Below are 23216 nucleotides of genomic sequence, written 5' to 3'. Positions count from 1 at the left end.
CGGGTTGCGGAGGGTGGTCTACAACCTCAACAATGGTTGAGGTAAAGAGGAAAAACGCATGGCGCGCGAATTGAGCGTGGGGCAGGTGGCGCAGCGCAGCGGGGTCGCCGTGTCGGCACTGCACTTTTACGAGCGCAAGGGGCTCATTGCCAGCCACCGCACGGCCGGCAACCAGCGGCGTTACGACCGGGACGTGCTGCGCCGGCTGGCGATCATCCGCATCGCCCAGGAACTGGGCCTGCCGTTGGCGGAGATCGCCGAGGCGCTGGCCAAGGTGCCGATGGGCCACTCGCCCAGCGCCGAGGACTGGCGGCGGATGTCAGCCAGCTGGCACGACCGGCTGGACCGCCGCATCGTGCTGCTGACACGTCTCAGGGATGAGCTAAATGGCTGCATCGGCTGCGGATGTCTCTCGACGGCAAGCTGCCCGCTGTTCAATCCCGATGACAGCCTGGCCGAGGAGGGGGCGGGCGCGCGACGGCTGCTGCGCGCCGGAGCCGACAGCTACCAAAGCTGAGGGAACCCGGGTTCCTTCGCCCCCGTTGGCCCGGAGAGCCTTATGGGAACATGATATGGATTTTCTTGAACTGATCGGTTTCGAGCAGACGGGTACGGCGCTGCATGTGATCCTGATCCGGTTGCTGATCGCGGCCGTCCTCGGTGGAGTGATCGGCTTCGAGCGGGGCGTGCAGGAGGGCAATGCCGGATTGCGCACGCATATCCTGATTGCCACTGCGGCGAGCCTGTTCACGCTGCTGGCCTTCGAGATTTACGATGCGGCGGCGGCTGCCGACCCTGCCATCAAAGCCGACCCCATTCGCGCGATCGAGGCGGTGACCGCAGGGATAGCGTTTCTGGGCGCCGGAGCGATCTTTCAGAACCGGGGCAGTGTACGCGGGCTCACCACGGGCGCCGGTATGTGGCTGGCGGGAGCGGTCGGGGTCGCGGTGGCGCTCGGCTATTATGTGGTCGCGCTGGCCGTCGCTTTACTGGCCGTGTTGGTCCTTGCCGCGCTCGCGCGGTTCTCGCATGGCGTCGCGCGCCCCAGGCGGCCAGCGGCGGATGCGGAAGATCGGGAGGGCTGAAGCTGAATCGGCCGCCGCGGGAGGGAAATGCGACGGCCGATCAATTCGGGTCGGCCATTGGGGGTGCCGACCCCAGTCACCACGTCGCCGGAGGGAGGACGGCGACGGGTGTAAACGAATGGGCGAGAAGTTCATTTGGGAATGCGGAGGCAGTGGCTGCCATGCAACGAACTTCTCGCCCAGGCACGTAACCTGTGGACGCAGTGATTACGTGCCTACTGCTTCCAGGCGCTGATTGCGCACCCAGAAACTGACGAGCTCGGCAGCTTCACACCGAAAACCATCGGTTGTGGACTGCCGGGCGAATACGGCGTTGGCCCCGGCGTTCAGCAGAACGTCTCTAACGGGCCGGCTCAGGTCATCGGCCATGGCGGCAATCAGCAGTGACTGCGCGCCGGGCAGGGCCCTGATGGATGAAACGAAGGCAGCGGCAGCCGCCGGGAAACCCTTGAAGTCGACGATGATCATGCTGGGCAGCGTGTCGTCGTGATGCGTCAGGAGTGCCTTCAGTTCCTTCAGATAGCGTGTCTTGTCGTGCTGCAGGCTGACCGATGGCGCGCCATGTGCCAGCAGCATGCTGATCAGCTTGGTCGCCGAAGTCTCATCGTCGTCGACCAGCGTGATATAGTTCTGTGCTTGGGTGTCGTACCTGTCCATGTTCGGACTCCTGTCCATGCCGCCGCCACGGCAGAACAAGCCAAAAATTGTAGGAACCAGGATGTCCGGTGCATCGGACATGGCCTCCAGGTTCGCCACAGGCTGCGTCTGGGGTCCTTATGACATGCCCGTTCCACCCAGGCAGGCTACGGCGTGTAACGAGATCGTAATCTGGGGTTGCGTTTTACATGTAAAGCGAGATGATCCTTATTCGGAAGATAAGAGGATGCAGCTTGGCTGTTGAAGAACCTTCCCCCGAGGTGATCCAGAGGGCCCTGAATGAGCTCCTGGCCTGGCCTGGCCTGGCGCGGTCGCCTCAACTTGCCAAGTTTCTCAAGTACATAGTGGGCGAAAAGCTGCGCGGCGAGGAGGCTGGAATCAAGGCCTATTCCATCGCCGTGGACGTGTTCGGGCGCCCTCACGACTTCGATCCCCAGGTCGATCCGATCGTCCGTGTTCAGGCACGCCGGCTGCGCGCTGCGCTGGACGACTACTACGCCACCCAGGGTGCCGACAGTGCTATAAGGTTTTACCTGCCGGTCGGTCGCTATATTCCCGAATGGCACGTGCCGGACCCGTCGGAGCGCGACCAGGCACCGGTGGAGGTCGAAGGGGAAGACGACGACACTGCGTTGGACGCTGCGGCGGTGCCTGCCGAGGTCGAGGCCGACCGGAGCGCCCTATCGCTTTCGGCACGTCGCGGCGATCTGCTCCTGATGACTGTGGTGGCGCTTCTGGCATTGGCGCTGGTCGTCGTGCTGTCGCAGATCCTGCAGCCGCGTTCCAACCGGCTGGAATCACCATCGGTTCCGAGCGTGGCAATTTCCGAGTTCACCACCGTGGCCGCTGTTCCGGAGACGCGGGTGGCCGGCCTTGCGGTGGAACTCGTCACGGACCTCGAGCTCTTCCAGTTCATCCGTCCCGTCTATCGTTTGCGACAGGGGCAGGGGCCGTCGCGCCCGCGCAGCGATTTCGAACTCACCGGCATTGTGCGCTCTGGCTCGGGCGGTCTGCAGATCACTGCCAGCCTGCGCAAGACCGGCGGGGAATCTGTCGTGTGGTCGAAGACGGTCGCCGTCGCTGCTCCAGTCGAGCGGGTCGATATCGACAGTGCCTCGCGCCAGTTTGCCGATGACCTGGGGTCGATCTTCGGCCCATTGCACGCCGATATGGTGAGCTGGCTGGCGGAGACTCCTGATATTTCCGGAAGCGAGAGCCAGTATTCCTGTTCCGTCCTCGGCGCGCTTTATCGTGCGTCCGGCGGTCGCGACGACTTCGTGCGTGCGAGAGCTTGCGCCGAAGCCTTGCAGCGCCGCGTGCCGGGGTCGTCGACGGCGGAAGAGGTGCTCGGCGTGCTGCTCGTGGCCCAGGCGACGCGCATGCGCGACCCGGAAGAGCCAAGCACGGACCTGCTGAACGAAGCCGAAAGGCTGCTGCGCGATGCGCTCGACAGTCAGCCGACGTCCAGCGACGCGTGGCGTGATTTTGCGACGCTGCGCGAGGCCCAGGGGCGCGTGACCGAAGCGGAAGAAGCCTACGCCTCGGCACTGCAGCTCAACCCGGCAAATATCGACGCGATGGCAGGACTGGGACGCATGCTATCTCTGCAGGGGCGCAGTCCACGTGGCGCGCAACTGGCCACCAATGCGTTGATGCGGCATATGGCGCCACCCTATTGGTACCACGAGGCGGTTGCGCTCAATGCGTTGCGTGATGGACTGGACGCGGAGGCCATGGGCCATGCCGAGCGCCTGGCGCGTGGTGACGCCGAGATGGGCTCGGTGATTGCGGTGGTTGCGGCATCTCGTCTACGCAACAGCGATGTGCTCAACCGCTATATTGCGCAACTCGTCGAGGTGACGCGGTTCCGCCGCTACGGTATCCTGCCGGTGCTGCGCTCGCGCATTCCCGATGAAACGCTGGTGGCGGCGCTCACCCTGGGGTTGACCAGCGCCGGGCTGAAGATGAGTACGCTGAACGGGCCCTACTGATCCGCTCAGTATGTCGGGCCCAGGGCTTTGACAGGAGTTCCCATGAGTTTTGAGGCATTGGTGTCGCGCAAGGATGATGCCGGCACAATTTCCAGCACGGTTGAAACGCTGGAGGACTTGGCCTTGCCCGATCGCCAGGTGCTGGTCGGCGTCGAATGGGCGGGCTTCAACTACAAGGATGCGCTGTGCCTGACGGGTAGGGGCAAGCTGGTCCGCAATTTTCCGCATGTGGCGGGGATCGATTTTGCCGGCCAGGTGATCGAGAGTGCCGATGAACGCTACCAGCCGGGGCAGGCGGTTGTACTGACCGGCTGGCGTGTCGGCGAGATGCACTGGGGCGGATTTTCGCAGCGTGCCCGGGTCGATCCCGACTGGCTGGTGCCAGTGCCCAAGGGTCTTTCCCCGCGCACGGCGATGATGATCGGAACGGCGGGGCTCGCCGCCATGCTGTCGGTCAACCGGCTGCAGGCCGAGGGCATTCGTCCCGGTGATGGCGAGGTGCTGGTAACCGGCGCTGGTGGCGGGGTCGGCACATTGGCCGTGATGCTGCTAAGCCGGCTCGGATATGAGGTGGCGGCGGTCAGCGGACGCAGCGAGATGGTTGCGCCGCTCGAAAAGCTCGGCGCCAGCCGGGTGCTGGGCCGCGATGCGCTTAACGACAGCGGCAAGGTGCTCGACAAGGAGCAGTGGTCCAGCGCCATCGACACGGTGGGCGGGGCAATGCTCGGGGAACTGCTGAAGCAGATCCGCTATGGCGGCGTCGTGGCCGCGGTGGGCAATGCCGGGGGCGTGGAGTTTGCCGGCAATGTCATTCCCTTCCTGCTGCGGGGCGTCTCGCTGTGCGGCATCGACACGGTCATGCAGCCCTTCGCGGAGCGCCAGTCGGCCTGGGGGCGGCTGACCGAGCTGTTCCGCGAGGCGGATTATGAGTCCTTCATCAGCGAGGCCGGGCTGGCGGACTTGCCGGAGCTGGCGGAGAAAATTCTCGCCGGGCAAGTCGCCGGGCGCGTGATCGTCAATCCCCGCGCCACCTGAGCCGCGCGACAGCCTGGTGCCGCGCGGATCGGATGGTGCGTCCGAGTTTCAGAGCATCATGCCGCCGGAGACTTCGATGCGCTGGGCGTTGATCCAGCGCCCGGACTCCGACAGCAGGCTGGCGATCATCGGGCCGATATCCTCGGGCTCACCGACCCGCCCAAGCGCGGTGACGCCGGCCACCTGGCGGTTGACGTTTGCGTCGTCGCGGACGAGGCCGCCGCTGAAGTCGGTGGCGATGGCGCCGGGTGCAACGGTGTTGACGGCGATGCCGCGCGGGCCGAGCTCCTTGGCGAGATAGCGTGTCAGCACCTCGATGGCGCCCTTCATTGACGCATAGGCGGCGCTGCCGGGGAAGCTGAAGCGGGTGAGCCCGCTCGACAGGTTGACGATGCGTCCGCCGTCGCGCAGCAGCGGCAGCAGGGCCTGGGTGAGGAGGAACACGCCCTTGAAATGCACTTGGTAGAGCGCGTCGAGTTCATCACCGGTGGTTTCGGCGATACTCTGGTGATGCGAGGTGCCGGCATTGTTGACCAGATAGTCGATCCGCTCCCTGCCAAGCGTCGCGAGCGCGTCCTGCACCGCCGTCACGAACGCGGGGAAGGCATTGGTATCGGATGTGTCGAGGGGCAGGGCGACGGTTCTGGCTCCCGCCTGTTCGACGCGCTGCACGACCTCTTCGGCAGCTGCGCGATTGGCGACATAGGTGAAGATCGTATCGACGCCACGCGCGGCGAGCGCGAGCACCGTACTGCGGCCGAGGCCACGACTGCCGCCGGTGACGAGAGCGACGTGGTGGTCAGTTGTCTGGGACATGGTGATTTCTCCGTTGTTAAGCGATGACGGAGAGGTAGGCCGGCCGCGCTAATGCGAACATGCCGGAAGGCACCATGTTCTTGCCCAATCCTGCCTATCGCCTCATATGAGACTGGCAAATTCAGCAGTTCTGATCGAAGAGTAGGCCATGACAGCTCTTGATCTCTTGCGCGATACGGTCAGCACGGCGCTCGCCGCGCAGGGCAATGCCAGCCCCTATCACACCGCGATCCCGCCGCTCGTGCTGCTGCGCTCGACCAGCGAACGGCACCCGACGCATCTGGTCCATCAGCCGGCGCTTTGCGTCGTGGTTCAGGGTGCCAAATGGACCAGTTTCGGGACGCGACGGCTGGTCTATCGCAGCGGTCAGGCGATGGTCGCGGGGCTAGAGCTGCCCGGCGTGAGCCAGGTGATGGAAGGCGGACCGGACGCCCCCTACCTGAGCGCCATCGTCGGGCTCGACCTGGCGCTGATGCGCGAGGTCCATGAGGGGCTGGCGACGCCGCCGGAGCCAGTGGAGGACAGCGCGGCGTCGGGCTTTGTCATCGATCTCGAGCCGGCGGTACTCGACTGCGTCAACCGTCTGGTCGGGTTACTGGCGGAGCCGGCGGCGATCGGCACGCTGCTGCCCGGGCTGATGCGCGAGTTGAGCTATCGGTTGCTCAGCGGTCCGCATGGCGGGCGGTTCGACCGCCTGGTCGTCGGCAGTGAGCGCGACCGGAGACTGCTCGGCGCGCTGCAGCATCTGCGGCACCATTTCGCCGAGCCGATGCGGGTTGAGGCGCTGGCAGCGATGGCGGCCATGAGCCCCACGGCCTTCCACCGGCAGTTCAAGGCGCTGACGGCGATGACGCCGGTGCAGTACCAAAAGCAGATGCGGCTGATGGAGGCGCGGCGCCTGATGCTGGTTGAGAGCTGCTCGGCAGAGACCGTGGCCTTCCGTGTCGGCTATGCCAGCCCCTCGCAGTTCAGCCGCGAGTATGCGCGCTTTTTCGGAGCGCCACCGCGGCGCGACATCGCGCGGCTCAATGCGGACGAGCGGCAAGCAGAGACAGTGCCGCCGGCGGCCTGAGGGCTCTTAGTGCGGCGTCGACTTCGAGAACAGGTTGATCACCAGCACGCCGGCGACGATGAGACCCATGCCGAGCACAGCGGGCAAATCCAGCGTCTGGCGGTAGAGCACGAGGCCGACCAGCGAGACGAGCACGATGCCGGCGCCGGACCAGATGGCATAGGCCAGCCCGACCGGCATCGTTTTCAGCGTCATCGACAGGAAATAGAAGGCCACGGCATAGCCGAGGATCGAGATTGCCGAGGGCATGAACACAGTGAAGCCATTGGCGGCGCGCAGGGCGCTGGTCGCGACGACCTCCGCCACGATCGCAATGGCGAGCGACAGATAGATCGGCATGCCGGTCAGACCGCGTTGCCGAACCAGGCCTCGGCCAGCCGGACGAAGGCCTTGCCGCGTTCCTCGAAATTGTTGAACACCACGCCGACACTCTCGAGCTGGCCATAGCTCGGCGCGCCGGGCGACAGGATCACCGTGTCGTAGCGGTCGCGGCGGCTGGCGAGGGCTTTCAGCGCGTCCTCGAGCGTGCCGGCTTCCAGGACTTCGATATCGGGCGCCGCGGCATAGGTGAGGGTGGCCAGCCGGTCGCCGGTGACGGGCAGGCAGACGAGCGTGGCAACGCCGCTGGGGGCGAGCAGCGTCGCCAATTCCTCGTAGTTTTGCTGGCGCTCGTGGCCGCCGGCGATCAGCGCGATCCGGCTGCCGCGGTAGGCCGAGAGCGCCGCCTTGGTGGCTTCGGGCGTCGTTGAAATCGAGTCGTTGACGAAGACCGTGTCGCCGATGACATGCTCTTCCAGCCGATGCGGCAGCGGGGCAAAGGCGGCGATGCCGCGCACGATGCCTTCGATATCGGCGCCGGCTTTTAGCGCCATCTGTGCGGCGAGCAGGGCATTGTCGAGATTATGGGCACCCTTGAGCTTCGAACGGCCGACCGCCGTGGTCAGCCGATCGCGGATGAAGGGGGCAAGCGGTTCGATCAGCCGGTTGCGGTCACGCACGGCCGCGATCACCAGCGGATGCTCCAGCGCTCCATGCCCGAGCGCCACCGGGAAGGCCGCGTCGCGATCGATCAGGTTCAGCTTGTCGGCATAATAGCGCTCGACCGTGCGGTGCCAGTCTGTGTGTTCGGGCGTCAGATTGGTGACGGCAGCGATATCGGGCGTAAAGGCCATGTCGGCCGTCTGATAGCTCGACAGCTCGAAGACGACGATCTGATGCTGGTCGGCGATTTCGAGCGGTGCCAGCCCGACATTCCCGGCCAGTCCGGAATCGAGCCCCGACTCGGTCAGCATCAGATGGATCAGCGTTGCGGTGGTCGATTTGCCCTTGGTTCCGGTGATGGCAATGACCTTGCGACCCTCGCGAAAAGTCTCACCCCAAAGGTTGAGGTTGGAGGTGACGGCGATGCCGGCCTCGCGCGCCATGGCGAAGATCGGCCGGTAGCGCGACACGCCCGGGCTTTTGACGATGGTGGCGAAACGCTTCTCCGCAATCGCCTGGGGCAGGTCGGCCGGCGCGATGGTCTCGGTGTCCTCGATCGCGGCGGAGCCGCTGTCGACGGTGACGAAGACCTTGAGGTCCGGCGCGCGGGCCTTGATGAAGGCGCGGGTGGAGCGGGCCTCGCGGCCGGCGCCGTAGAGCAGAACGGGGTGGTCAAAACGCATGGCGGGCGACTCGTTCGGCAAGCGCGGGAGGGATGAGATGTTCTGTCGTATCAACCATCAGCTCGGCAAGAGCCGCGGTAAGTCGCGGTTCGCCATATTGGGCGATGAGGTCGGCGCGCAGGGCGCTGACAATGGCATCGTCGCGCCATTCGGGGCGGTCCGTCAGGGCATAGAGGCAGGCCGCGGCCTCTTCGATCTCGCCGACGCATTCCCAGGGTTTCTGGCCGGCGAGCCCGGTCAATTCGCGGAAGGAGTGCTCATGGTGCGGCTGGTCGAGGAGGTTCTGGCCGAAAATGCCGACCAGCCGGTCCTTGTCCATCACCGGCGCGAAAATCAAAAAGACGAAGTGGCATTTGGGGCAATTGCCGCACCACAGCGGGCCGCCATTGCCGGCCAGCTTGAAGTTCTCGTTGCAGCTTGAAAAGACGCGGTCGAAGCGGGTTTCGCGTGCGAACAGGCTGGCAATCCGGGCTTCGGAATAGGGGCGGAGCAGCGAGAAATACCCCAGCGCGCCGCCGCTGGCGCGGGCCAGCACATCGGCGATCAACCGCTCGAAGGCGATGGATTTCGAATGCTGGTGGTTGGCCTCGCGGCCATCGAAGGTGACATTGCCTTCGCTGGCTGAGCGCTCGTTGGAGAGGACGATACGGTTGTAGGAGAACAGCAGGCTGGTCAGCGCGGCAATCATCGAATTGATCGCCGTCGAGGGCACGTGTCCGTTGTAATAGCCGGGCTCACGCCCCAGCCGGATCATTTCGGCGTCGAGGGTGCGGCGCACGTAGAGCGGTTCGCGGCCGATCTTTTCGACCGAGGTGAGGATCGGGCCCTTGGCATTGACGGCAAAGGGCGTGAACTCGATTTCCGCGGCACTGAGCAGTTCGACGCTGACCAGGGAATCCTTGCCGCCGCCGATGGGCAGCAGGGCGCGATCGTTCAGCACCGGCGGCGCGGGTTCGGGGCGCGCATCGTCGGGCGCCGTCAGGCGCAGGCGCCCGAAGCGCTTCAGATCATTGCGAGCGTAGAACTCGCCCAGCCCGTTCTCGTAGACGTCGATGACAAAGGCCCGCTCGGTCTGGGTCAGCGCGATTTCGGTGGTAATGTCGAGGGGCGCGCGCAGTTTGAAATAGCTGACGCCCAGCACGATGGCGGTGAGGTCGAGCAGTTTTTCGAAGGCTGTGGTGGCCACCACCTCCGCGTCGCCACCTGCCGGAAAGCTCAGCGTCTCGGTGAACTGCAACTCGCCCAGCCGATAGGTGAAGCTGGCGCTGCCCGTCGCGGCGTCGAAATGCGGATGCGCGATGGTGAAGGTTTCGGCCATGCGCTGCCTCAGTAGAGACGGACGCTGAGGCGCAGCACGATCTCCGAGCCCAGCCGCTGATAGCCGAATTCGCGCATGGTGCATTGCCAGGAGGTGCCCAGCCGCTGGATCGAGAACAGATTGTAGCGGGCCGGGTCGTGCCCGCCGTGCTCTGTCTGCGCCATACCCGCGGCGGCAACGCCGACCACGGGCACATCGCCTGTGGGACCGGGAACCGAGAAGACGGTCGATTTGTGGGTATGGCCGTGCAGGATCAGTTCGGCGCCCTGTTCGGCGACGACGCGGCGGAAATCGCGCGCGCCATACAGGCCGAGCCGCGGATGGGCGCTTTCCTGATTGGGCGGGTGGTGGATCATCACCACACGGAAAAAGCCGCCGTCACCCAGCAGCTTCAGGCAGCGCGACAGACGCTCTGCCTGGTGTTCGTCGAACTTGCCGCTCGACATGAAGGGCAGGGTGGCGACCGCGCTGTTGCAGGAGATCACCGCGACATTGCCGACGCGGCGCACGAAGGGGAAGGGGTTCTCGTCCAGCGTCTCGCCAGCCACATAGCTGCCCCAGCGGTCCATGGCCTTGTCGAGCTGGCCGGCGATATAGGCGTCGTGATTGCCGGGGCAAACGCAGACCTGGTCGGGGTCGCCGACGGTCTCCAGCCAGTTGTAGGCCGAGTTGATCTCGGCATCGAGCGCCAGGTTCATCAGGTCGCCGGTGACGGCGGTGATGTCAGGGTTCTGGCCGCGCATGTGGCGGACGAGCCGCGTAAGGCCATCGCCATCCAGCGTCTTCTCGCGCGTCAGGCGCCAATTGAGATAGCCGGTGATCCGCTTGTTGAGCAGTTCGCTCGGGCGCACGGGGGGCAGCGGCGCGAGATGCACGTCTGAGAGGTGGGCGAGGGTAATCATCACCGGCGTAATGGCACGTGACGCGCGGCAATAAAATGGCATAGTTGCGCGTATCGTATGCTGGCGCCGGTCCCGGTCCGACCGAAAAGGCCGCCGCGCCCCATCCTGTCACCCCCGAACCGCGCTTGCTCATGTCCCGCTGGCAGATCTTCAGAACCTGGCTGCACATGCTCGTCGTCGGCCTCAGGCGCCGCATCGTGCTCGGCGCCCGCGTCGCGTTGCTCGACGGCAATCGTGTGCTTTTACTGAGGCATACCTATCTTCCGGGCTGGCATTTTCCGGGTGGCGGGGTCGAGCCAGGCGAGGCCGCCGTCGAGGCGGTGATGCGCGAACTGCGTGAAGAGACCGGCCACGAGGCGCTCGAGACACCGCAATTGCACGGCTTTTTTCACAATGTGAACCCGGCCACCACGCGCGACCATGTGGCGCTTTTCGTCTGCCGGCGCTTCCGCGAAATCCACAGCTTTCAGCGCAATCTCGAGATCGCCGAGATCGGCTGGTTCGCGCTTGATGCCCTGCCGGAGGGAATCGAACCCGGTACCGCGGCACGCCTCATCGAGATCCGCGAGGGTCGCGCACCGACGACACGATGGTAGTGGGGGAACGGGCGTGGTCCTCGCGTCATTATCCCTCAATGATCACTGACTATAACGGCGCCAACCCCTATGTGGCCTGCGCAGCAACGGAGGCCGTAGCTGTCCCACGATTTGCGTGGACGGGCCGATCCATGGAATGCTATGCGCGAAACAGACGTCAGGAGGCGTCCAGGATGGAAAGAACGACTCAGTTGATCCGACGACCATAAGTTGTCGCTTCCGGCCCGTGCGGCGCCGGTTACTCGTTCTCGTCCCGACTGTTCTGGACTGCATTTCATGATCGCGACTCCCGCATCGCATGCCACGCCCGCTGCACCCCAGCCGCCTGGTCTGCCCACCGTTCGCCCCGCCACGTCCGACGACGACGCATTCGTCGAGGACCTGCATGCCACCGCCTTCGGCCCCGGCCGGTTTTCGCGGACGGCGTTCCGTGTGCGCGAGCAATTTCCCATCGATCCCAGCCTGACGCTGATCGGCGAAGCCGATGGCACGCCGTGCGGCTGCGTATGGATGACGCCGATCAGTGTCGGCGGCATAGACGGCTACATGCTGGGCCCGCTGGCGACCCATCCCGATTTCCGCAAGCGGGGCGTCGGGAAGCTCCTGGCCCGCGAGGTGACCCGCATCACTCTGGCGCGCGGCGAGGGCGAGTTCGTGCTGCTGGTCGGCGATCAGGATTACTACTGCCCGCTCGGCTGGGTGCCGACCATTCCCGATTCGATCGTCTGGCCTGGTCCGGTCGATCCGAACCGGGTGTTGGTCTATTCCGCGGATCCGGAGATGGCGGCGCGGCTGGCTGGACCGATCCGGGCGTTCGGCGACCACCCGGCCACGTGAGTCGCGGGAAGGGCTGGCGATGTCCGACACTGACGGCCTGATTGCCCGGATCCGCGGGCGGCTGCTCGTGGAACCCGATACGATATCAGACGCGGCCAATCTCAGGCCGGACTGGATCCCCGAAATCCCACACCGCCGGGCCCCTGTTTCAGCGGCGGTGCTGATCGCACTGGTGCGGCGCGGCGACACGCTGTCGATTCTCTATACCGAACGGTCGCCGGACCTGCGGTCCCATTCCGGCCAGATCGCCTTCCCCGGCGGCAAGGTCGACCCGGGCGACCGCGACGTTGCCGATGCGGCGCTGCGCGAGGCGACGGAGGAGGTGGCGCTGGTTCGCGACGAGGCGACGATCCTCGGGCATATGCCGCTCTATTATACCGGCACCAATTATCTGATCTCGCCGGTTGTCGCGCTAGTCACCCCCGAGGCGCCGTTCCGACCCAATCCGGGTGAAGTCAATTCGGTGTTCGAGGTGCCGCTCGATTATCTGATGACGCCCGGTAGCTATGCCACGCACCGCATTCTGCGCGGCGAGAAGGAACACACCACCTGGAAAATCACACATAGCGGTCTTGTCATCTGGGGCATTACGGCGAACCTTACGCGGCGGTTCCACGATATGGCGCTCAGCGCGGAGGGTGGTTGAGCAGTCTCGAGCAATCTCAGGCGCTGTTGCAACGAGCCGAATGGCTCAAGCGCCCCGAGGCGCAGCGGCTGTTTGCGCTGCTGGATGGCGGGCAGGAGCGCACCCTTGCCGTCGGCGGAATCGTCCGTGACACGCTGCTCGACATGGCGCGCAGCGACACCGATCTCGATCTCGCCACCGAACTGACCCCCGATGCGGTGATGGCGCGGGCTCAAAAGGCCGGTGTCGCCGCTTATCCGACCGGCATCAGCCACGGCACGGTGACCCTGAAACTCGATACACTCGTCGCCGAGGTAACGACGCTGCGCGAGGATGTCGCCACCGACGGGCGGCATGCTGTCGTGCAATTCGGCACCGACTGGCGGCGCGATGCCGAGCGGCGCGATTTCACGCTCAATGCGCTCTACGCCACCATGGACGGCAGGCTGTTCGATCCGCTTGGCGGGCTCGCCGATTGTCTGGCCGGGCAGGTGCGGTTCATCGGCGATCCGGCGACGCGTATCCGCGAGGACCGGCTGCGGGTGTTCCGCTTTTTCAGGTTTTCGGCCAGCCACGGCGGCGAGCGCTTCGACGCCGAGGGGCTGGCGGCCTGTGCGGCCGCAGCTGGTGCGCTCGACCGGCTGGCGGCGGAACGCGTCGGTGGGGAAATGCGGCGCATGCTCGACCTGCCGCGGATCGGCAATACGCTGCGCCAGATGCGCGAAGCGGGGATCGTCGATCTGGGCGAGCCCGCGCTCGACCTCATCCATAGGCACGAGCGGCGCGTGACGCGGCCGCGCTTCGTCGAGCGGCTGGCGCTCCTCTTTTTCGCGCATGACCCTGAGGCGCTTCGGGCGCAGTGGCGGCTGTCGCGCGACGACATGCGGGTCGGCGGCGCGGTGCTCGAGGTCAGCCGGATGCTGATGGACTTCCGCTTGCACGAAGCGGCCTTCCGCCATCCCGGCATGCTGAGCAGCGGGCTCGACGTCGCGGCGACGCTGGCGGACTGGAGCGAGGCTGGCCGTGGCGCGGTGCGTGAGCAACTTGAACAGATCGAGGTGCCGCGGTTCCCGCTGTCGGGCGACGATCTCCTCGCCGCCGGTCTCAGTGGGCCAGCCGTGGGCAGCGCCCTCGGCCGGCTGGAAAAACTCTGGATCGAGAGCGGCTTCGCCCTCGATCGCGAGACTTTGCTCGAACGGCTCTAGCCTTCATTCGTCCTCGAAAACGCCGAGACTCGTCATGCCGGCGAGCTTGGTGCCGTCCTCGGTGCGGATCACCTCGCGGGGGACCGCACCGCTCAGCGCCTCGATCGCATCGGCCAGCGGGCGCGAATGGGTGACCACCCAGACCTGGCTGCGCTCGGCCGCGCGGGCAATGGCCTGCGCCAGCGTCGGCAGCAGATCGGGGTGGAGGCTGGCTTCCGGCTCGTTCAGCGCGATGAAGGGGGGCAGGCGATAGCTGAGCAGGGCGCCCATCAGCGCGATGAACTGCAGCGTGCCGTCCGACAGTTCATGCGCGGCGAAGACGCGCTTCGGTGTTTCGGGAAAGACCATGCCGAAGCTGGCGTGTTCCGCGGGCAGGGGAACCTCGAGCCGCGCGCCGGGGAAGGCGGCAGCGATCATCTCGTCGAGATCGACGCTGTCCTGCCGGATGTGGCGCAGCGTGGCCAGCACGGCGGCGAGGTTGCTGCCGTCGGAGGCCAGCATGGGCGCGGTGACGGCGCGGCCCGGCCGGCGCAGGGGCGAATCGAGGTCGGAACGAAAGGCGTGAAAAAAGCGCCAGTTGGCCAGTTCCTGGCGAATGAGCGAAATCTCGGGCCGACCGCTGCCGACGCTCGACAGCGCGGTTTCGCTGGCCAGCGCCCCTTCAGCCAGCAGTTCGCGCCGCCCCTCGGCGTCGCGCATCCAGATGCCGGCGCGGTCGCGGGTCAGCAGCTCGGTGCGGCGGCGGCCGATCAGCTCGAGGCTTTCGGTCTTGATCTGCGCCTCGTGCGGGAAGGCGGGGCTGACGGCCTTTTGCGGAAAGCCGAGGCTGAGTGCGTATTCGGCGGCGATCTCGTCGATTTCCAGTCGCACCGAGAGTTCGAGCCGGTTGCCGCCTTCGTGGGCGCGATAGCCGTCCGTTCGGTGCATAGGGTCGAACCTGCCGTCGTCGGTCAGGTTGCGGCCGCCCGCCCAGAAGATCGAGGCGAGGCCGCCTTCGCGGGCGATCTCGTCGGCAATGGTGCCGCGGGCCGCGGCATGCAGCAGCTCGAGCGAACGGTAGAGATTGGTCTTGCCGGCGCCATTGCCGCCGATCAGCACGGTGAGCTGGCGGAGCGGCAGCCGCAGCCGGCGCACCGAACGGTACCCCTTGATCGCGACCTCGGTGACCGTCACGGGCAGTGCCCTCCTAGGGCCAGCGGACTTCCGGCGGCATGGAGCTCAGGATCGCCTCGACATTGCCGCCAGTCTTCAGCCCGAAGGTGGTGCCGCGATCATAAAGCAGGTTGAACTCGACATAGCGGCCGCGGCGCACCAGCTGTTCCTCGCGGTCGGCATCGGTCCAGGGCGTCGCGAGATTGCCCGCGGCGATGTCGGGGTAGCTTTGCACAAAGGCGCGGCCGACATCCTGGGTGAAGGCGAAGTCGGCGTCCCAGTCGCCGGAATTGTGCCGGTCGTAGAAGATCCCGCCGATGCCGCGCGGCTCGTTGCGGTGGGCGAGGTAGAAATACTCGTCGCACCACTGTTTATAGCGCGCGTAATCGACCTGCGGATGGGCATCGCAGGCGGCGCGCATGGCGGCGTGGAAGGCGACGCTATCGGGGTCGGTCTGGGTGCGGCGCCGGTCGAGCACCGGCGTCAGGTCGCCGCCGCCGCCGAACCACCAGTCACCGGTAACGATCATCCGGGTGTTCATGTGGGCGGCCGGCACATGCGGGCTGCGCGGATGGATGATCACCGAAACGCCGGCGCTCCAGAAGTCCGCGCCGGCCTCCGTATGCGGCATCTGGCGGGCAAAATCCTCGGAGAACTGGCCGTGGACGACCGAAATATGGACGCCGGCCTTTTCGAACACCCGGCCATGCAGCATGCCCATTTCGCCGCCACCGCCGTCGGGGCGCTGCCAGGGCTTGATCTCGAAGCGTCCGGGTTCACCCTCATAGCCGGTGCCGGCATCCTCAAGCGCCTCCAGCCTGGCGCAGAGGTCGTCGCGCACTTGGCGGAACCAGTCGGTGGCGCGGGCTTTCTTGGCGTCGATATCGGCGGGCAGCGTGGACGTCGGTGTCATGCGGCTACCCTTAAAGCTGCACTTGAGGGGCGGCAAGGCAGGCGCGGGTCAACCGAGCGCGGCAAATCCACCCGTCTGGCGCAGCGCTTCGCCCAGCACCAGGCTGGCGGCGGTGACGACATTGAGCGAGCGGGTGGCGTGGCGCATCGGGATGCGCAACTGCAGATCCACCGCTGCGGCGACCGTCTCCGGAACGCCGGCCGTTTCGCGGCCGAGCAGCAGGATGTCGGTCGGCTGGAACGCCGTTTCATAAACGGAGGTGCCTGCTTTCGTGGTCAGCAGGGCCAGCCGGCGAGCTTCGCTTTGCCGCCAGGCTTCAAAGGCGGTCCAGTCGTCGTGCTCGACGAGGGCGGCGAGTTCGAAATAGTCGAGCGCCCCGTGTTTCACCGCATGGCGGGAGAAGGGGAATCCGGTGGGGTGGATGATGTGCACCGTCGCGCCAAGGCAGGCGCCGAGTCGCAGCATGGCACCGGTGTTCTTGGCGATGTCGGGTTGATATAGGGCAAGATCGACCATGTCCGAGCCCTAGCGGGCGCATTGCGCCACGGCAATCCCGGTCAGGCGTCTATGGACTTGGCGACCGCGATCTTGGGCACCCGGAAGCCCATGGCGATCCAGGCCGTGAGCAGCTTGAAAAAGAAGCTGCCGGACTGAGTCTTGTGGTTCGGCACATCAGTTGGCAGTGGCGGTAATTCTGGCCAGTCGCTCGCCATGGTGCGCATTTCGAGTGGGGGCAGGGTGTTTTCGGACCACAGCGACCCGTAAAGACTCAGCCAGTGGCCGCCCTTGAATTCGAGGAACACCGGACTGTTGCAGCAGCCGGCGACGACGCGGCGCGTCTTGGACTGCGGTGTGAGATAGAATTCGCGCAAGAGCTCGGCGCCCTTTGAAAAGCGCACCCGGTCTTTGCGGTAGAGCACGTAGCGGGTGGTCCCAAGCGGGGTGCGCACCTGCGGCGCGCCGGGCAGGGCCTCGATCCGGGTGCTGCCCTCGCGACAACTGGTGCAGCAGCATTCCGCATTGACCATGGCCTTGCCAGTCAGTTCCAGTTCGACGCGCCCACAGGCGCAACTTACATGCGTGACATTCATCAGTTGGTCTCCTGTGGATCGGGCTGGTCGAACAGCCGACGGATGTAGCGCGCGAGGTGATCGAGGCTTTCGCGGGCAAAGTCAGGGTCATTGCCGGCCTTGGCGATAATAAATGCGCCCTGCAGAACGGACTGGGTGTGGCGCGCGAGGCTGGCCGCGGTGAAATCGGTGTCGCTCAGGCCATGCTCAGCCATGGCTTCGGCGATATCTGTCTCGAGGGTTGCCGCGTGGCAGAGGATGGCTTCGCCCGCTGCCCTGCTGATTTCGGGCGCGGTCGCATGCACTTCCTGAACCAGCGTGCCGGCCAGGCAACTGAACTGGGCGATCTCGCCAGCAATGATCTGACGGCGGAAGGCGACATAGGCGAGGACGCGCTCGAGGGCCGTCGCCGGAGCATGGTAGGGGGCTTCCGCAAAAAAGACGCTGGTCGTGTCGTGCCAAAACTGCGCGGCGGCAATGCCGAGCGCGGACTTGCTCTTGAAGTGGTGGAAGAAGGCGCCCTTGGTGACGCCGGCTTCACGGCAGAGATCATCGACGCTGGTCGCCGCAAATCCCTGCAGTCGAATCAAATCCCGCGCCGCTTCGAGCAGGCGGGTGCGGGCATCCCCGCGTTCCGGGTTCAACAGCGTCGGTCTGGACATCTGCCTATGATACATACCGGTCGGTATGTTGCAACTCGAGGTGCCACATTCCCGAGTCTGCCGCCACAATTGCGCAAAGCTTGTCGCTGCGATCTGTGGAAATGCGCGAAGCCGTGACGACTGGTTGCTAGCCTGCAGCGCAGTTGCGCCAGCGTATCCGGGCCCCCGGAAGGCCGGTGTTTCCGTGCTGTTTTCCCCCATCGCGGCAGATCACGGTGGGTATAGTGTCGCATCGACTTCAACACTGGGGTGCCAGTGCTGGACAAGAGGGGTTCAGAGTGCCAAAAGAACGCCCAAATCACGCGCCTTTGAGGGCGGGGGCCGGCTATGGCTGCGGGATTCGCAGCTGTCGGGCGCACCATGGCGCTGATCCAGGCAACATAGACGGAAGCTAACCTTGGCGACGCAATCCAATCTGTCACAGCCGGAAGCCCCGGATACCGGGCGGCGCGATTTTCTGTATATCGCCGCGGGCGCCGTCGGCGCTGTCGGTGTCGCGGGCGCCGTATGGCCGCTGATCAATCAGATGAACCCCGATGCATCGGTTCTGGCACTCAGCTCGATCGAGTTCGACGTGTCGAGCATCGACGTCGGCCAGTCGGTCACCATCAAGTGGCGCGGGATGCCGGTGTTCGTGCGGCATCGTACGCCCGAAGAGATCACCGAGGCCGAAGACGTGCCGATGTCCGATCTCAAGGATCCGGAGCCGGACTCGGCGCGGGTCAAGGAAGGTCATGCAGAGTGGCTGGTCATGATCGCCAACTGCACGCATCTGGGCTGCATCCCGGTGGGCGAATCCGGTGAATTCGGCGGTTGGCTGTGCCCGTGCCATGGGTCACAGTTCGACACCTCGGGCCGTATCCGCAAGGGCCCCGCGCCGACCAATCTGGTGGTGCCGGAATACGAATTTCTGTCCGATACGCTCGTTAAGATCGGCTGAGGGGGACAACGATAATGGCAAGCCACGAATCCAGTTACGTCCCCAGCACTGCCGTCGAGAAATGGGTCGACGAGCGTCTGCCGCTCATCCGGTTCTCGAAAGAGCATCTGATCGACTATCCGACACCGAAGAACCTCAACTTCTGGTGGACCTTCGGCGGCATCCTCGCGATCATGCTGATGGTGCAGATCATCACCGGCATCGTGCTGGCGATGCATTATACGCCCAACATCGCGATGGCCTTTGACTCGGTCGAGCATATCCGGCGTGACGTGAACGGCGGACGCATCCTGCAGGCGGTCCACGCCGTGGGCGCCTCGATGTTCTTCGCAGCCGTCTATATCCATATTTTCCGTGGCCTGTTCTACGGCTCCTACAAAGCACCGCGCGAGGTGCTGTGGATGCTTGGCGTCGTCATCTTCTTGCTGATGATGGCCACGGCGTTCATGGGCTATGTGCTGCCCTGGGGACAGATGAGCTATTGGGCCGCGCAGGTGATCACCAGCATCTTTGCCGCGATCCCGATCGTCGGCGATCCGATCCTGCAGCTGCTGCGCGGCGGTTTCACCGTTGGCAATCCCACGCTCAACCGCTTCTTCTCGCTGCACTACCTGCTGCCGTTCGTCATCGCTGCGGTGGTCGGGCTGCACGTGTGGGCGCTGCACATTCCGGGCAATAACAACCCGGTCGGCGTGTCGGTGAAGTCGAGCCGCGATACCATCGCCTTCCATCCGTACTACACGATGAAAGACGCCTTCTGGATCGTGGTGTTCTTCATTCCCTTCGCCTGGTTCGTGTTCTTCGCACCGGACCTGCTGGGTCATCCCGACAACTACGTCATGGCCAACAGCCAGGTGACGCCGGCGCACATCGTGCCCGAATGGTACTTCCTGCCGTTCTACGCCATTCTGCGCGCCATCGACTTCAACCTGCTGTTCATCGACTCCAAGCTCCTCGGCGTGATCTTTTTCGCAGGATCCATCCTGATCCTGTTCTTCCTGCCGTGGCTTGACACGTCAAAGGTGCGCTCGGGTTCGTTCCGGCCGATCTTCAAGTGGTTCTACTGGCTGTTCGTCGTCAATTTCGTGATGCTCGCCTATCTGGGCGCTTCGCCGGCCGATGGCACGGTGATCGGTCTGGGCGTTGCGACCTTCTCGAAGATCTGCACGGCGTACTACTTCTTGTACTTCCTCGTCATCCTGCCGCTGCTGGGCCTGTTCGAAACGCCCAAGCCGCTGCCGCCGTCGATCTCGGAAGCCGTCCTAACCAAATCGCATGCCGCCACCGGGACCACTCCCGACGCGGCTGGCGCTCACTGAAACCCGGGGCCGAAGTGAAGATGTTCAACAAGAAATCCCTTCTCGGCGCTCTGGTGATGACCGCATTGCTGGCCATCACTCCGGCGATGAGCACAGCCTCGGCGGCGGAATCCAGCGTCGAAGTCGAACGGCACGACTGGAGCTTTGCCGGCGTGTTCGGCACCTATGACCAGAACCAGCTGCAGCGCGGCTTTCAGGTCTTCCGCGAGATCTGCTCGAGCTGTCACTCGGCACGCCTGCTGGCCTTCCGTAATCTCTCCGAGTACGGCGGTCCCGGTTTTTCCGAAGAGCAGGTGAAGGCGCTGGCCGCCGAATACGAGGTGGACGATCCGGATGCCGAGGGCGGTCGCCGCCCCGCGGTGCCGGCCGACCATTGGCCGTCGCCGTTCCCCTCCGATCAGGATGCCCGTGACGCCAATGGCGGCATCGTGCCGCCGGACTTCTCGGTGCTCGCCAAGGCCCGCACCATCGAGACGCCGTTCCCGTGGTGGATCCTCAACTACTTCCAGCCTTATGCCGAAGGTGGCCCGGATTACATCCATGCGCTGCTGAATGGCTATCATGAGGAAGTGCCCGAGGGTGTGCTCAACAACGAGGGCAAGCCGTTCGAGCTGCCCGAGGGCAAGTACTACAACGACGTCTACCCGGGTCACGCGATCGGCATGGCGCCGCCGCTGGCAGATGGTGTCGTCGCCTATGAGTCGGGCGATGGCGAATCCGTCCTCGAGACGCTGGAGCAGTACTCCACCGACGTGTCGGCCTTCATGATGTGGGTGGCCGAGCCGCACCTGGCGGCACGCAAGCAGGCGGGGCTGCAGGTCATCCTGTTCCTCATCGTGCTCGCCGGCATGCTCTACCTCGTCAAGCGCAAGCTGTGGGCCAATATCGAGCACTAGGCGCGCGTCAGAGTTCAGATATCGTTCAGGGGGCTTCGGCCCCCTGTTCATTTTGGGGTGCCAACACATCCAGCCAGTTGTTTTCCGTTCATCGGGCTGGCAAATTGATGGCGATCTCGCGACAAAATCCTGCCGGTTTCTGCTGCGATGGTCTGTCCGCTCGCGTTTTCCGGAGGCCAACTTGTCGATTCTGCGCACTGCCGCGACAGCGGCCACCGTTGCCCGGACTGTGCTTCGGAGCCCCGCCGTTCGTGCCGGCCTGGCGCTGGCGCCCGCGCTGCTGGCCAATCCTGCCGTTCGCGGCAAGGCGCGTGATCTGACGCTCGGCGCTGCCTATGGCGCAGGTGTCGTCGCGCGGCGGATCGTCAAGGGGCGCTAGCCCCAGCCCGTCGCGGGCAGGGAGCACAAAGCTTTCGCAAAGGCTTGACCCCGCCGTGGTTCTCCGGTTCCCTCCGCGCGTTTGCTAACGGCCGGATGCGTCATGCTTGATCTCAAATCCCTCGTCCGCTCGATCCCCGACTATCCCAAGAAGGGCATCATCTTTCGCGACATCACCACGCTGATCGAACACCCCGACGGGTTTCGGGAAAGCGTCGAGCGGCTGGCCGAAGCGCATCGCGGGCTGGGCATTACCCATGTCGCCGGTATCGAGGCACGCGGCTTCATTTTCGGGGCAGGCGTCGCCATCGCGCTGGGCGTCGGCTTCGTGCCGGTGCGCAAGCACGGCAAGCTGCCGGGCGAAACCATCGGACAGAATTATGCGCTGGAGTACGGCGTGGATACCATCGAGATCCATGCCGACGTGGTGGGCCCGGGCGACAAGGTGTTGCTGATCGATGATCTGGTCGCGACCGGCGGAACCGCCCTGGCGGCCGTCGGGCTCATTCGACGCACCGGGGCCGAAGTCAAGCACGCAGGCTTCGTCATCGACCTCGTCGATCTGCCCGGCTCGGCCAAGCTGAAAGAGATCGATGTCGAACTCTTCAAGCTGATCGATTTCGAGGGGCACTAGCGCCTCTCAGATGCCCGCGGGCGTGCTAGTTGCGCACGTGGCAGGTCAATACGTTCTTTTCGGTCGTATAGAGCTGCAGCACGTCCTGCCCGGCCTCGTCGAAGCCTAGAATTGCGGTGACGATGCCGGCGCCCTCGACCAGATTGCCGGTCAGGAAGGTCACGCCATTGCTGGCCATTTCAGCGGTTCCGGTGCCTGAGGCAGAGGAGCCGAAATTGGCCGACGCATAGCCGTAGCTGCCGGCATAGATGGTCAGCAGTCCGGCACGGGTGCCATCGATGAGGGCGCGGCAGCCCCAGTTGCCTTCAACGCCGACGCCGCTCAGCGACTGGGCGGCGGCCGGTGTGGCGCACAGGGCCATGACGGCGAAAATCTTGAACAGGCGCATAAACGAGTCACCTCCGTTGGGTGAGCAACTTCCCCAATACGGGCAGGCGGGTCAACGCCCCGAGAAGCCGCAGGCGCCATGGCATGCGATAATCGCGCAGCTTTGAAAAGCCCACGAGCTCGGCGCGATAGACCTCTTCGCCGCGCTGGTTGACCGCGTCGATGGTGTTGAACAGCAGGCCCCAGCCGGGAATCGAGTTGGACGGTCGCTTGTCGGTGACTGTGAGGCTGTAGCTCACCGTGTCGCCGGGGCGCACCGGGGCCTTGAAGACCATGCTGTTGACGCCGGGCGAGGGGCCGGAGACGCCGGGTTCTTCACCGAGTGTGCGCAGGCGCAGCTCTTCTGCCTCCAGCGCGTCCACCATCTTGCGATGACCGATCACCACCGTGTGCCAGCCCGAGGCGATCAACCCGCCGAAATGGCTCTGCCGGGCGCCGTCGGCGTCGAGGTGAAAGTACTGTGGATCATAGCGCTGGCCGAAGCGGATGATCTCGTCCTCGGTGAAGGTGTGGTCTCCGAGCGGAAAGCGTTCGCCCAAGGTGATGTTCTCGAACCAGCGGGTCATGACTTATCCCCGTCTGCAAAAGGCGCGGTAGGATCACGCAACTCGACCAGATTGGCGAGGCGCATGGTCATCACGGGGAGCTCCTTTTGATTGCGGATGTCGAAATCGAGCGTGACGATGCCGCGCTCGGGATGGGATCGCGAGCGGCGCAGCGCAGAGATCGTCACCGTGCCGGTAATCGAGTCGCCCTTCATCACCGGGCGGCGCCATTTCAGATCGGAAAAGCCGAGGCCGCCACCGGAGGCCACTTTCGACAGAAAGGCCTCGACCAGCAGTTTGAGGCTCAATCCGGCCGTCTGCCAGCCTGATGCTGCCAGCCCGCCCAGCAGCGACTTGCGGGCAGCGGCTTCGTCGAGGTGAAAGGGCAGGGGGTCGAACTCCGTGGCGAAGTCGATGATCATCCGTTTGGTCACGGTGACGCGGCCGAGCGTGATCACCTCGTCGATGGCAAGGTCCTCGAAATGGCGGCGGTCTGCGGTGACGGGATTGGACATTG

The 23216-nt window shown here is 65.0% G+C and carries 28 protein-coding genes; 14 read left to right on the top strand and 14 right to left on the bottom strand.

Annotated features, from left to right (window positions below; genetic code table 11):
• The first annotated feature begins 58 nt into the window (after positions 1-58).
• Both soxR and ACN0TK_RS13615 read left to right on the top strand, forming a co-directional pair.
• On the top strand, positions 59-517 hold the full coding sequence (gene soxR, locus ACN0TK_RS13620; RefSeq protein WP_417310052.1) for a redox-sensitive transcriptional activator SoxR: 459 nt from the start codon (positions 59-61) through the stop codon (positions 515-517).
• 55 nt (positions 518-572) lie between these two features.
• Complete coding sequence (locus ACN0TK_RS13615) at positions 573-1085, top strand: MgtC/SapB family protein (protein WP_417310051.1); 513 nt, start codon at positions 573-575, stop codon at positions 1083-1085.
• A gap of 207 nt (positions 1086-1292) precedes the next feature.
• Here the strand turns inward: ACN0TK_RS13615 and ACN0TK_RS13610 are convergent, their stop codons facing one another.
• Positions 1293-1823 carry a hypothetical protein gene (locus ACN0TK_RS13610; RefSeq protein WP_417310050.1) on the bottom strand — a complete coding sequence of 177 codons (531 nt, stop codon included), beginning with the start codon at positions 1821-1823 and terminating at the stop codon, positions 1293-1295.
• A 152-nt stretch (positions 1824-1975) separates the two neighbouring features.
• Between ACN0TK_RS13610 and ACN0TK_RS13605 the strand changes: the two genes are divergently transcribed.
• Both ACN0TK_RS13605 and ACN0TK_RS13600 read left to right on the top strand, forming a co-directional pair.
• Positions 1976-3733 (top strand): tetratricopeptide repeat protein, encoded by a 1758-nt coding sequence (locus ACN0TK_RS13605; RefSeq protein ID WP_417310049.1) that lies wholly within the window; start codon positions 1976-1978, stop codon positions 3731-3733.
• A gap of 42 nt (positions 3734-3775) precedes the next feature.
• Positions 3776-4768 (top strand): acryloyl-CoA reductase, encoded by a 993-nt coding sequence (locus ACN0TK_RS13600; RefSeq protein WP_417310048.1) that lies wholly within the window; start codon positions 3776-3778, stop codon positions 4766-4768.
• Between the two features lie 48 nt (positions 4769-4816).
• Here ACN0TK_RS13600 and ACN0TK_RS13595 read toward each other — a convergent pair whose 3' ends face one another.
• Complete coding sequence (locus ACN0TK_RS13595) at positions 4817-5584, bottom strand: SDR family NAD(P)-dependent oxidoreductase (protein ID WP_417310047.1); 768 nt, start codon at positions 5582-5584, stop codon at positions 4817-4819.
• A 148-nt stretch (positions 5585-5732) separates the two neighbouring features.
• Between ACN0TK_RS13595 and ACN0TK_RS13590 the strand changes: the two genes are divergently transcribed.
• Entirely contained in the window at positions 5733-6656 is a 924-nt protein-coding gene (locus ACN0TK_RS13590; RefSeq protein WP_417310046.1) for an AraC family transcriptional regulator N-terminal domain-containing protein, read from the top strand.
• 6 nt (positions 6657-6662) lie between these two features.
• Here ACN0TK_RS13590 and ACN0TK_RS13585 read toward each other — a convergent pair whose 3' ends face one another.
• The 4 genes from ACN0TK_RS13585 to ACN0TK_RS13570 are packed head-to-tail and all read right to left on the bottom strand — an operon-like array spanning position 6663 to position 10582.
• Positions 6663-6995, bottom strand: coding sequence for an SMR family transporter (locus ACN0TK_RS13585; RefSeq protein ID WP_417310045.1), 333 nt, complete (start codon positions 6993-6995; stop codon positions 6663-6665).
• Positions 6996-7000: 5 nt separating this feature from the next.
• Positions 7001-8320 (bottom strand): UDP-N-acetylmuramoyl-L-alanine--D-glutamate ligase, encoded by a 1320-nt coding sequence (gene murD / locus ACN0TK_RS13580; protein ID WP_417310044.1) that lies wholly within the window; start codon positions 8318-8320, stop codon positions 7001-7003.
• Positions 8310-9638 (bottom strand): hypothetical protein, encoded by a 1329-nt coding sequence (locus ACN0TK_RS13575; protein WP_417310043.1) that lies wholly within the window; start codon positions 9636-9638, stop codon positions 8310-8312. The genes murD and ACN0TK_RS13575 overlap by 11 nt, the downstream gene beginning before the upstream one ends.
• Positions 9639-9646: 8 nt before the next feature.
• Entirely contained in the window at positions 9647-10582 is a 936-nt protein-coding gene (locus tag ACN0TK_RS13570; protein WP_417310042.1) for a metallophosphoesterase family protein, read from the bottom strand.
• Positions 10583-10671: 89 nt separating this feature from the next.
• Between ACN0TK_RS13570 and ACN0TK_RS13565 the strand changes: the two genes are divergently transcribed.
• The 4 genes from ACN0TK_RS13565 to ACN0TK_RS13550 all read left to right on the top strand — a co-directional run bounded on the left by ACN0TK_RS13565 (position 10672) and on the right by ACN0TK_RS13550 (position 13803).
• The gene (locus ACN0TK_RS13565; protein WP_417310041.1) at positions 10672-11136 is read left to right on the top strand and encodes an NUDIX domain-containing protein; all 465 of its coding nucleotides are present in this window, start codon (positions 10672-10674) and stop codon (positions 11134-11136) included.
• A 276-nt stretch (positions 11137-11412) separates the two neighbouring features.
• Positions 11413-11973: a GNAT family N-acetyltransferase gene (locus ACN0TK_RS13560; protein ID WP_417310040.1), complete on the top strand. Its 561-nt coding sequence runs from the start codon at positions 11413-11415 to the stop codon at positions 11971-11973.
• 19 nt (positions 11974-11992) lie between these two features.
• Positions 11993-12619 carry a CoA pyrophosphatase gene (locus ACN0TK_RS13555; protein WP_417310039.1) on the top strand — a complete coding sequence of 209 codons (627 nt, stop codon included), beginning with the start codon at positions 11993-11995 and terminating at the stop codon, positions 12617-12619.
• Positions 12616-13803, top strand: coding sequence for a CCA tRNA nucleotidyltransferase (locus ACN0TK_RS13550; protein WP_417310038.1), 1188 nt, complete (start codon positions 12616-12618; stop codon positions 13801-13803). The genes ACN0TK_RS13555 and ACN0TK_RS13550 overlap by 4 nt, the downstream gene beginning before the upstream one ends.
• Before the next feature lie 3 nt (positions 13804-13806).
• Here the strand turns inward: ACN0TK_RS13550 and ACN0TK_RS13545 are convergent, their stop codons facing one another.
• From ACN0TK_RS13545 to ACN0TK_RS13525, 5 genes are read right to left on the bottom strand one after another with little or no spacing between them, the layout of a single operon-like run.
• On the bottom strand, positions 13807-14976 hold the full coding sequence (locus ACN0TK_RS13545; RefSeq protein ID WP_417310037.1) for an AAA family ATPase: 1170 nt from the start codon (positions 14974-14976) through the stop codon (positions 13807-13809).
• Between the two features lie 13 nt (positions 14977-14989).
• Positions 14990-15868 (bottom strand): oxygen-dependent coproporphyrinogen oxidase, encoded by an 879-nt coding sequence (hemF, locus tag ACN0TK_RS13540; RefSeq protein WP_417310036.1) that lies wholly within the window; start codon positions 15866-15868, stop codon positions 14990-14992.
• A 48-nt stretch (positions 15869-15916) separates the two neighbouring features.
• Positions 15917-16384, bottom strand: coding sequence for a tRNA (cytidine(34)-2'-O)-methyltransferase (locus ACN0TK_RS13535; RefSeq protein ID WP_417310035.1), 468 nt, complete (start codon positions 16382-16384; stop codon positions 15917-15919).
• 41 nt (positions 16385-16425) lie between these two features.
• Complete coding sequence (locus ACN0TK_RS13530) at positions 16426-16959, bottom strand: GFA family protein (RefSeq protein ID WP_417310034.1); 534 nt, start codon at positions 16957-16959, stop codon at positions 16426-16428.
• Positions 16959-17600, bottom strand: a complete 642-nt coding sequence (locus ACN0TK_RS13525) for a TetR/AcrR family transcriptional regulator (RefSeq protein ID WP_417310033.1) — start codon at positions 17598-17600, stop codon at positions 16959-16961. The genes ACN0TK_RS13530 and ACN0TK_RS13525 overlap by 1 nt, the downstream gene beginning before the upstream one ends.
• A 397-nt stretch (positions 17601-17997) precedes the next feature.
• Between ACN0TK_RS13525 and petA the strand changes: the two genes are divergently transcribed.
• From petA to ACN0TK_RS13500, 5 genes are all read left to right on the top strand, one after another.
• The gene (gene petA, locus ACN0TK_RS13520) at positions 17998-18540 is read left to right on the top strand and encodes a ubiquinol-cytochrome c reductase iron-sulfur subunit (RefSeq protein WP_417310032.1); all 543 of its coding nucleotides are present in this window, start codon (positions 17998-18000) and stop codon (positions 18538-18540) included.
• A gap of 14 nt (positions 18541-18554) precedes the next feature.
• Positions 18555-19859 carry a cytochrome b gene (locus ACN0TK_RS13515; protein ID WP_417310031.1) on the top strand — a complete coding sequence of 435 codons (1305 nt, stop codon included), beginning with the start codon at positions 18555-18557 and terminating at the stop codon, positions 19857-19859.
• 20 nt (positions 19860-19879) lie between these two features.
• On the top strand, positions 19880-20755 hold the full coding sequence (locus ACN0TK_RS13510; protein WP_417310075.1) for a cytochrome c1: 876 nt from the start codon (positions 19880-19882) through the stop codon (positions 20753-20755).
• Positions 20756-20936: 181 nt separating this feature from the next.
• Positions 20937-21134 carry a hypothetical protein gene (locus tag ACN0TK_RS13505; protein ID WP_417310030.1) on the top strand — a complete coding sequence of 66 codons (198 nt, stop codon included), beginning with the start codon at positions 20937-20939 and terminating at the stop codon, positions 21132-21134.
• Positions 21135-21236: 102 nt separating this feature from the next.
• Entirely contained in the window at positions 21237-21767 is a 531-nt protein-coding gene (locus ACN0TK_RS13500) for an adenine phosphoribosyltransferase (RefSeq protein ID WP_417310029.1), read from the top strand.
• Between the two features lie 25 nt (positions 21768-21792).
• On the opposite strand, the gene ACN0TK_RS13495 is transcribed toward ACN0TK_RS13500, so the two are convergent.
• From ACN0TK_RS13495 to ACN0TK_RS13485, 3 genes are read right to left on the bottom strand one after another with little or no spacing between them, the layout of a single operon-like run.
• Positions 21793-22155: a hypothetical protein gene (locus tag ACN0TK_RS13495; RefSeq protein ID WP_417310028.1), complete on the bottom strand. Its 363-nt coding sequence runs from the start codon at positions 22153-22155 to the stop codon at positions 21793-21795.
• Positions 22156-22162: 7 nt separating this feature from the next.
• Positions 22163-22720, bottom strand: a complete 558-nt coding sequence (locus ACN0TK_RS13490) for a MaoC family dehydratase (protein ID WP_417310027.1) — start codon at positions 22718-22720, stop codon at positions 22163-22165.
• Entirely contained in the window at positions 22717-23214 is a 498-nt protein-coding gene (locus ACN0TK_RS13485; RefSeq protein ID WP_417310026.1) for a MaoC family dehydratase, read from the bottom strand. The genes ACN0TK_RS13490 and ACN0TK_RS13485 overlap by 4 nt, the downstream gene beginning before the upstream one ends.
• Positions 23215-23216 lie beyond the last annotated feature (2 nt).

Source organism: Devosia sp. (assembly GCF_048261455.1).
Lineage (GTDB): Bacteria > Pseudomonadota > Alphaproteobacteria > Rhizobiales > Devosiaceae > Devosia_A.
Note: the sequence above shows the minus strand (reverse complement) of the source record. Positions and strands in the feature narration are given on the sequence as shown.

Excerpts from the sequence above, each read along its gene's own strand:
- soxR (WP_417310052.1), top strand. The coding sequence starts at position 59 with ATGGCGCGCGAATTGAGCGTGGGGCAGGTGGCGCAGCGCAGCGGGGTC.
- ACN0TK_RS13615 (WP_417310051.1), top strand. The coding sequence starts at position 573 with ATGGATTTTCTTGAACTGATCGGTTTCGAGCAGACGGGTACGGCGCTG.
- ACN0TK_RS13610 (WP_417310050.1), bottom strand. The coding sequence starts at position 1,823 with ATGTCCGATGCACCGGACATCCTGGTTCCTACAATTTTTGGCTTGTTC.
- ACN0TK_RS13600 (WP_417310048.1), top strand. The coding sequence starts at position 3,776 with ATGAGTTTTGAGGCATTGGTGTCGCGCAAGGATGATGCCGGCACAATT.
- ACN0TK_RS13595 (WP_417310047.1), bottom strand. The coding sequence starts at position 5,584 with ATGTCCCAGACAACTGACCACCACGTCGCTCTCGTCACCGGCGGCAGT.
- ACN0TK_RS13590 (WP_417310046.1), top strand. The coding sequence starts at position 5,733 with ATGACAGCTCTTGATCTCTTGCGCGATACGGTCAGCACGGCGCTCGCC.
- ACN0TK_RS13585 (WP_417310045.1), bottom strand. The coding sequence starts at position 6,995 with ATGCCGATCTATCTGTCGCTCGCCATTGCGATCGTGGCGGAGGTCGTC.
- murD (WP_417310044.1), bottom strand. The coding sequence starts at position 8,320 with ATGCGTTTTGACCACCCCGTTCTGCTCTACGGCGCCGGCCGCGAGGCC.
- ACN0TK_RS13575 (WP_417310043.1), bottom strand. The coding sequence starts at position 9,638 with ATGGCCGAAACCTTCACCATCGCGCATCCGCATTTCGACGCCGCGACG.
- ACN0TK_RS13570 (WP_417310042.1), bottom strand. The coding sequence starts at position 10,582 with ATGCCATTTTATTGCCGCGCGTCACGTGCCATTACGCCGGTGATGATT.
- ACN0TK_RS13565 (WP_417310041.1), top strand. The coding sequence starts at position 10,672 with ATGTCCCGCTGGCAGATCTTCAGAACCTGGCTGCACATGCTCGTCGTC.
- ACN0TK_RS13560 (WP_417310040.1), top strand. The coding sequence starts at position 11,413 with ATGATCGCGACTCCCGCATCGCATGCCACGCCCGCTGCACCCCAGCCG.
- ACN0TK_RS13555 (WP_417310039.1), top strand. The coding sequence starts at position 11,993 with ATGTCCGACACTGACGGCCTGATTGCCCGGATCCGCGGGCGGCTGCTC.
- hemF (WP_417310036.1), bottom strand. The coding sequence starts at position 15,868 with ATGACACCGACGTCCACGCTGCCCGCCGATATCGACGCCAAGAAAGCC.
- ACN0TK_RS13535 (WP_417310035.1), bottom strand. The coding sequence starts at position 16,384 with ATGGTCGATCTTGCCCTATATCAACCCGACATCGCCAAGAACACCGGT.
- ACN0TK_RS13530 (WP_417310034.1), bottom strand. The coding sequence starts at position 16,959 with ATGAATGTCACGCATGTAAGTTGCGCCTGTGGGCGCGTCGAACTGGAA.
- ACN0TK_RS13525 (WP_417310033.1), bottom strand. The coding sequence starts at position 17,600 with ATGTCCAGACCGACGCTGTTGAACCCGGAACGCGGGGATGCCCGCACC.
- ACN0TK_RS13515 (WP_417310031.1), top strand. The coding sequence starts at position 18,555 with ATGGCAAGCCACGAATCCAGTTACGTCCCCAGCACTGCCGTCGAGAAA.
- ACN0TK_RS13510 (WP_417310075.1), top strand. The coding sequence starts at position 19,880 with ATGTTCAACAAGAAATCCCTTCTCGGCGCTCTGGTGATGACCGCATTG.
- ACN0TK_RS13500 (WP_417310029.1), top strand. The coding sequence starts at position 21,237 with ATGCTTGATCTCAAATCCCTCGTCCGCTCGATCCCCGACTATCCCAAG.
- ACN0TK_RS13495 (WP_417310028.1), bottom strand. The coding sequence starts at position 22,155 with ATGCGCCTGTTCAAGATTTTCGCCGTCATGGCCCTGTGCGCCACACCG.
- ACN0TK_RS13490 (WP_417310027.1), bottom strand. The coding sequence starts at position 22,720 with ATGACCCGCTGGTTCGAGAACATCACCTTGGGCGAACGCTTTCCGCTC.
- ACN0TK_RS13485 (WP_417310026.1), bottom strand. The coding sequence starts at position 23,214 with ATGTCCAATCCCGTCACCGCAGACCGCCGCCATTTCGAGGACCTTGCC.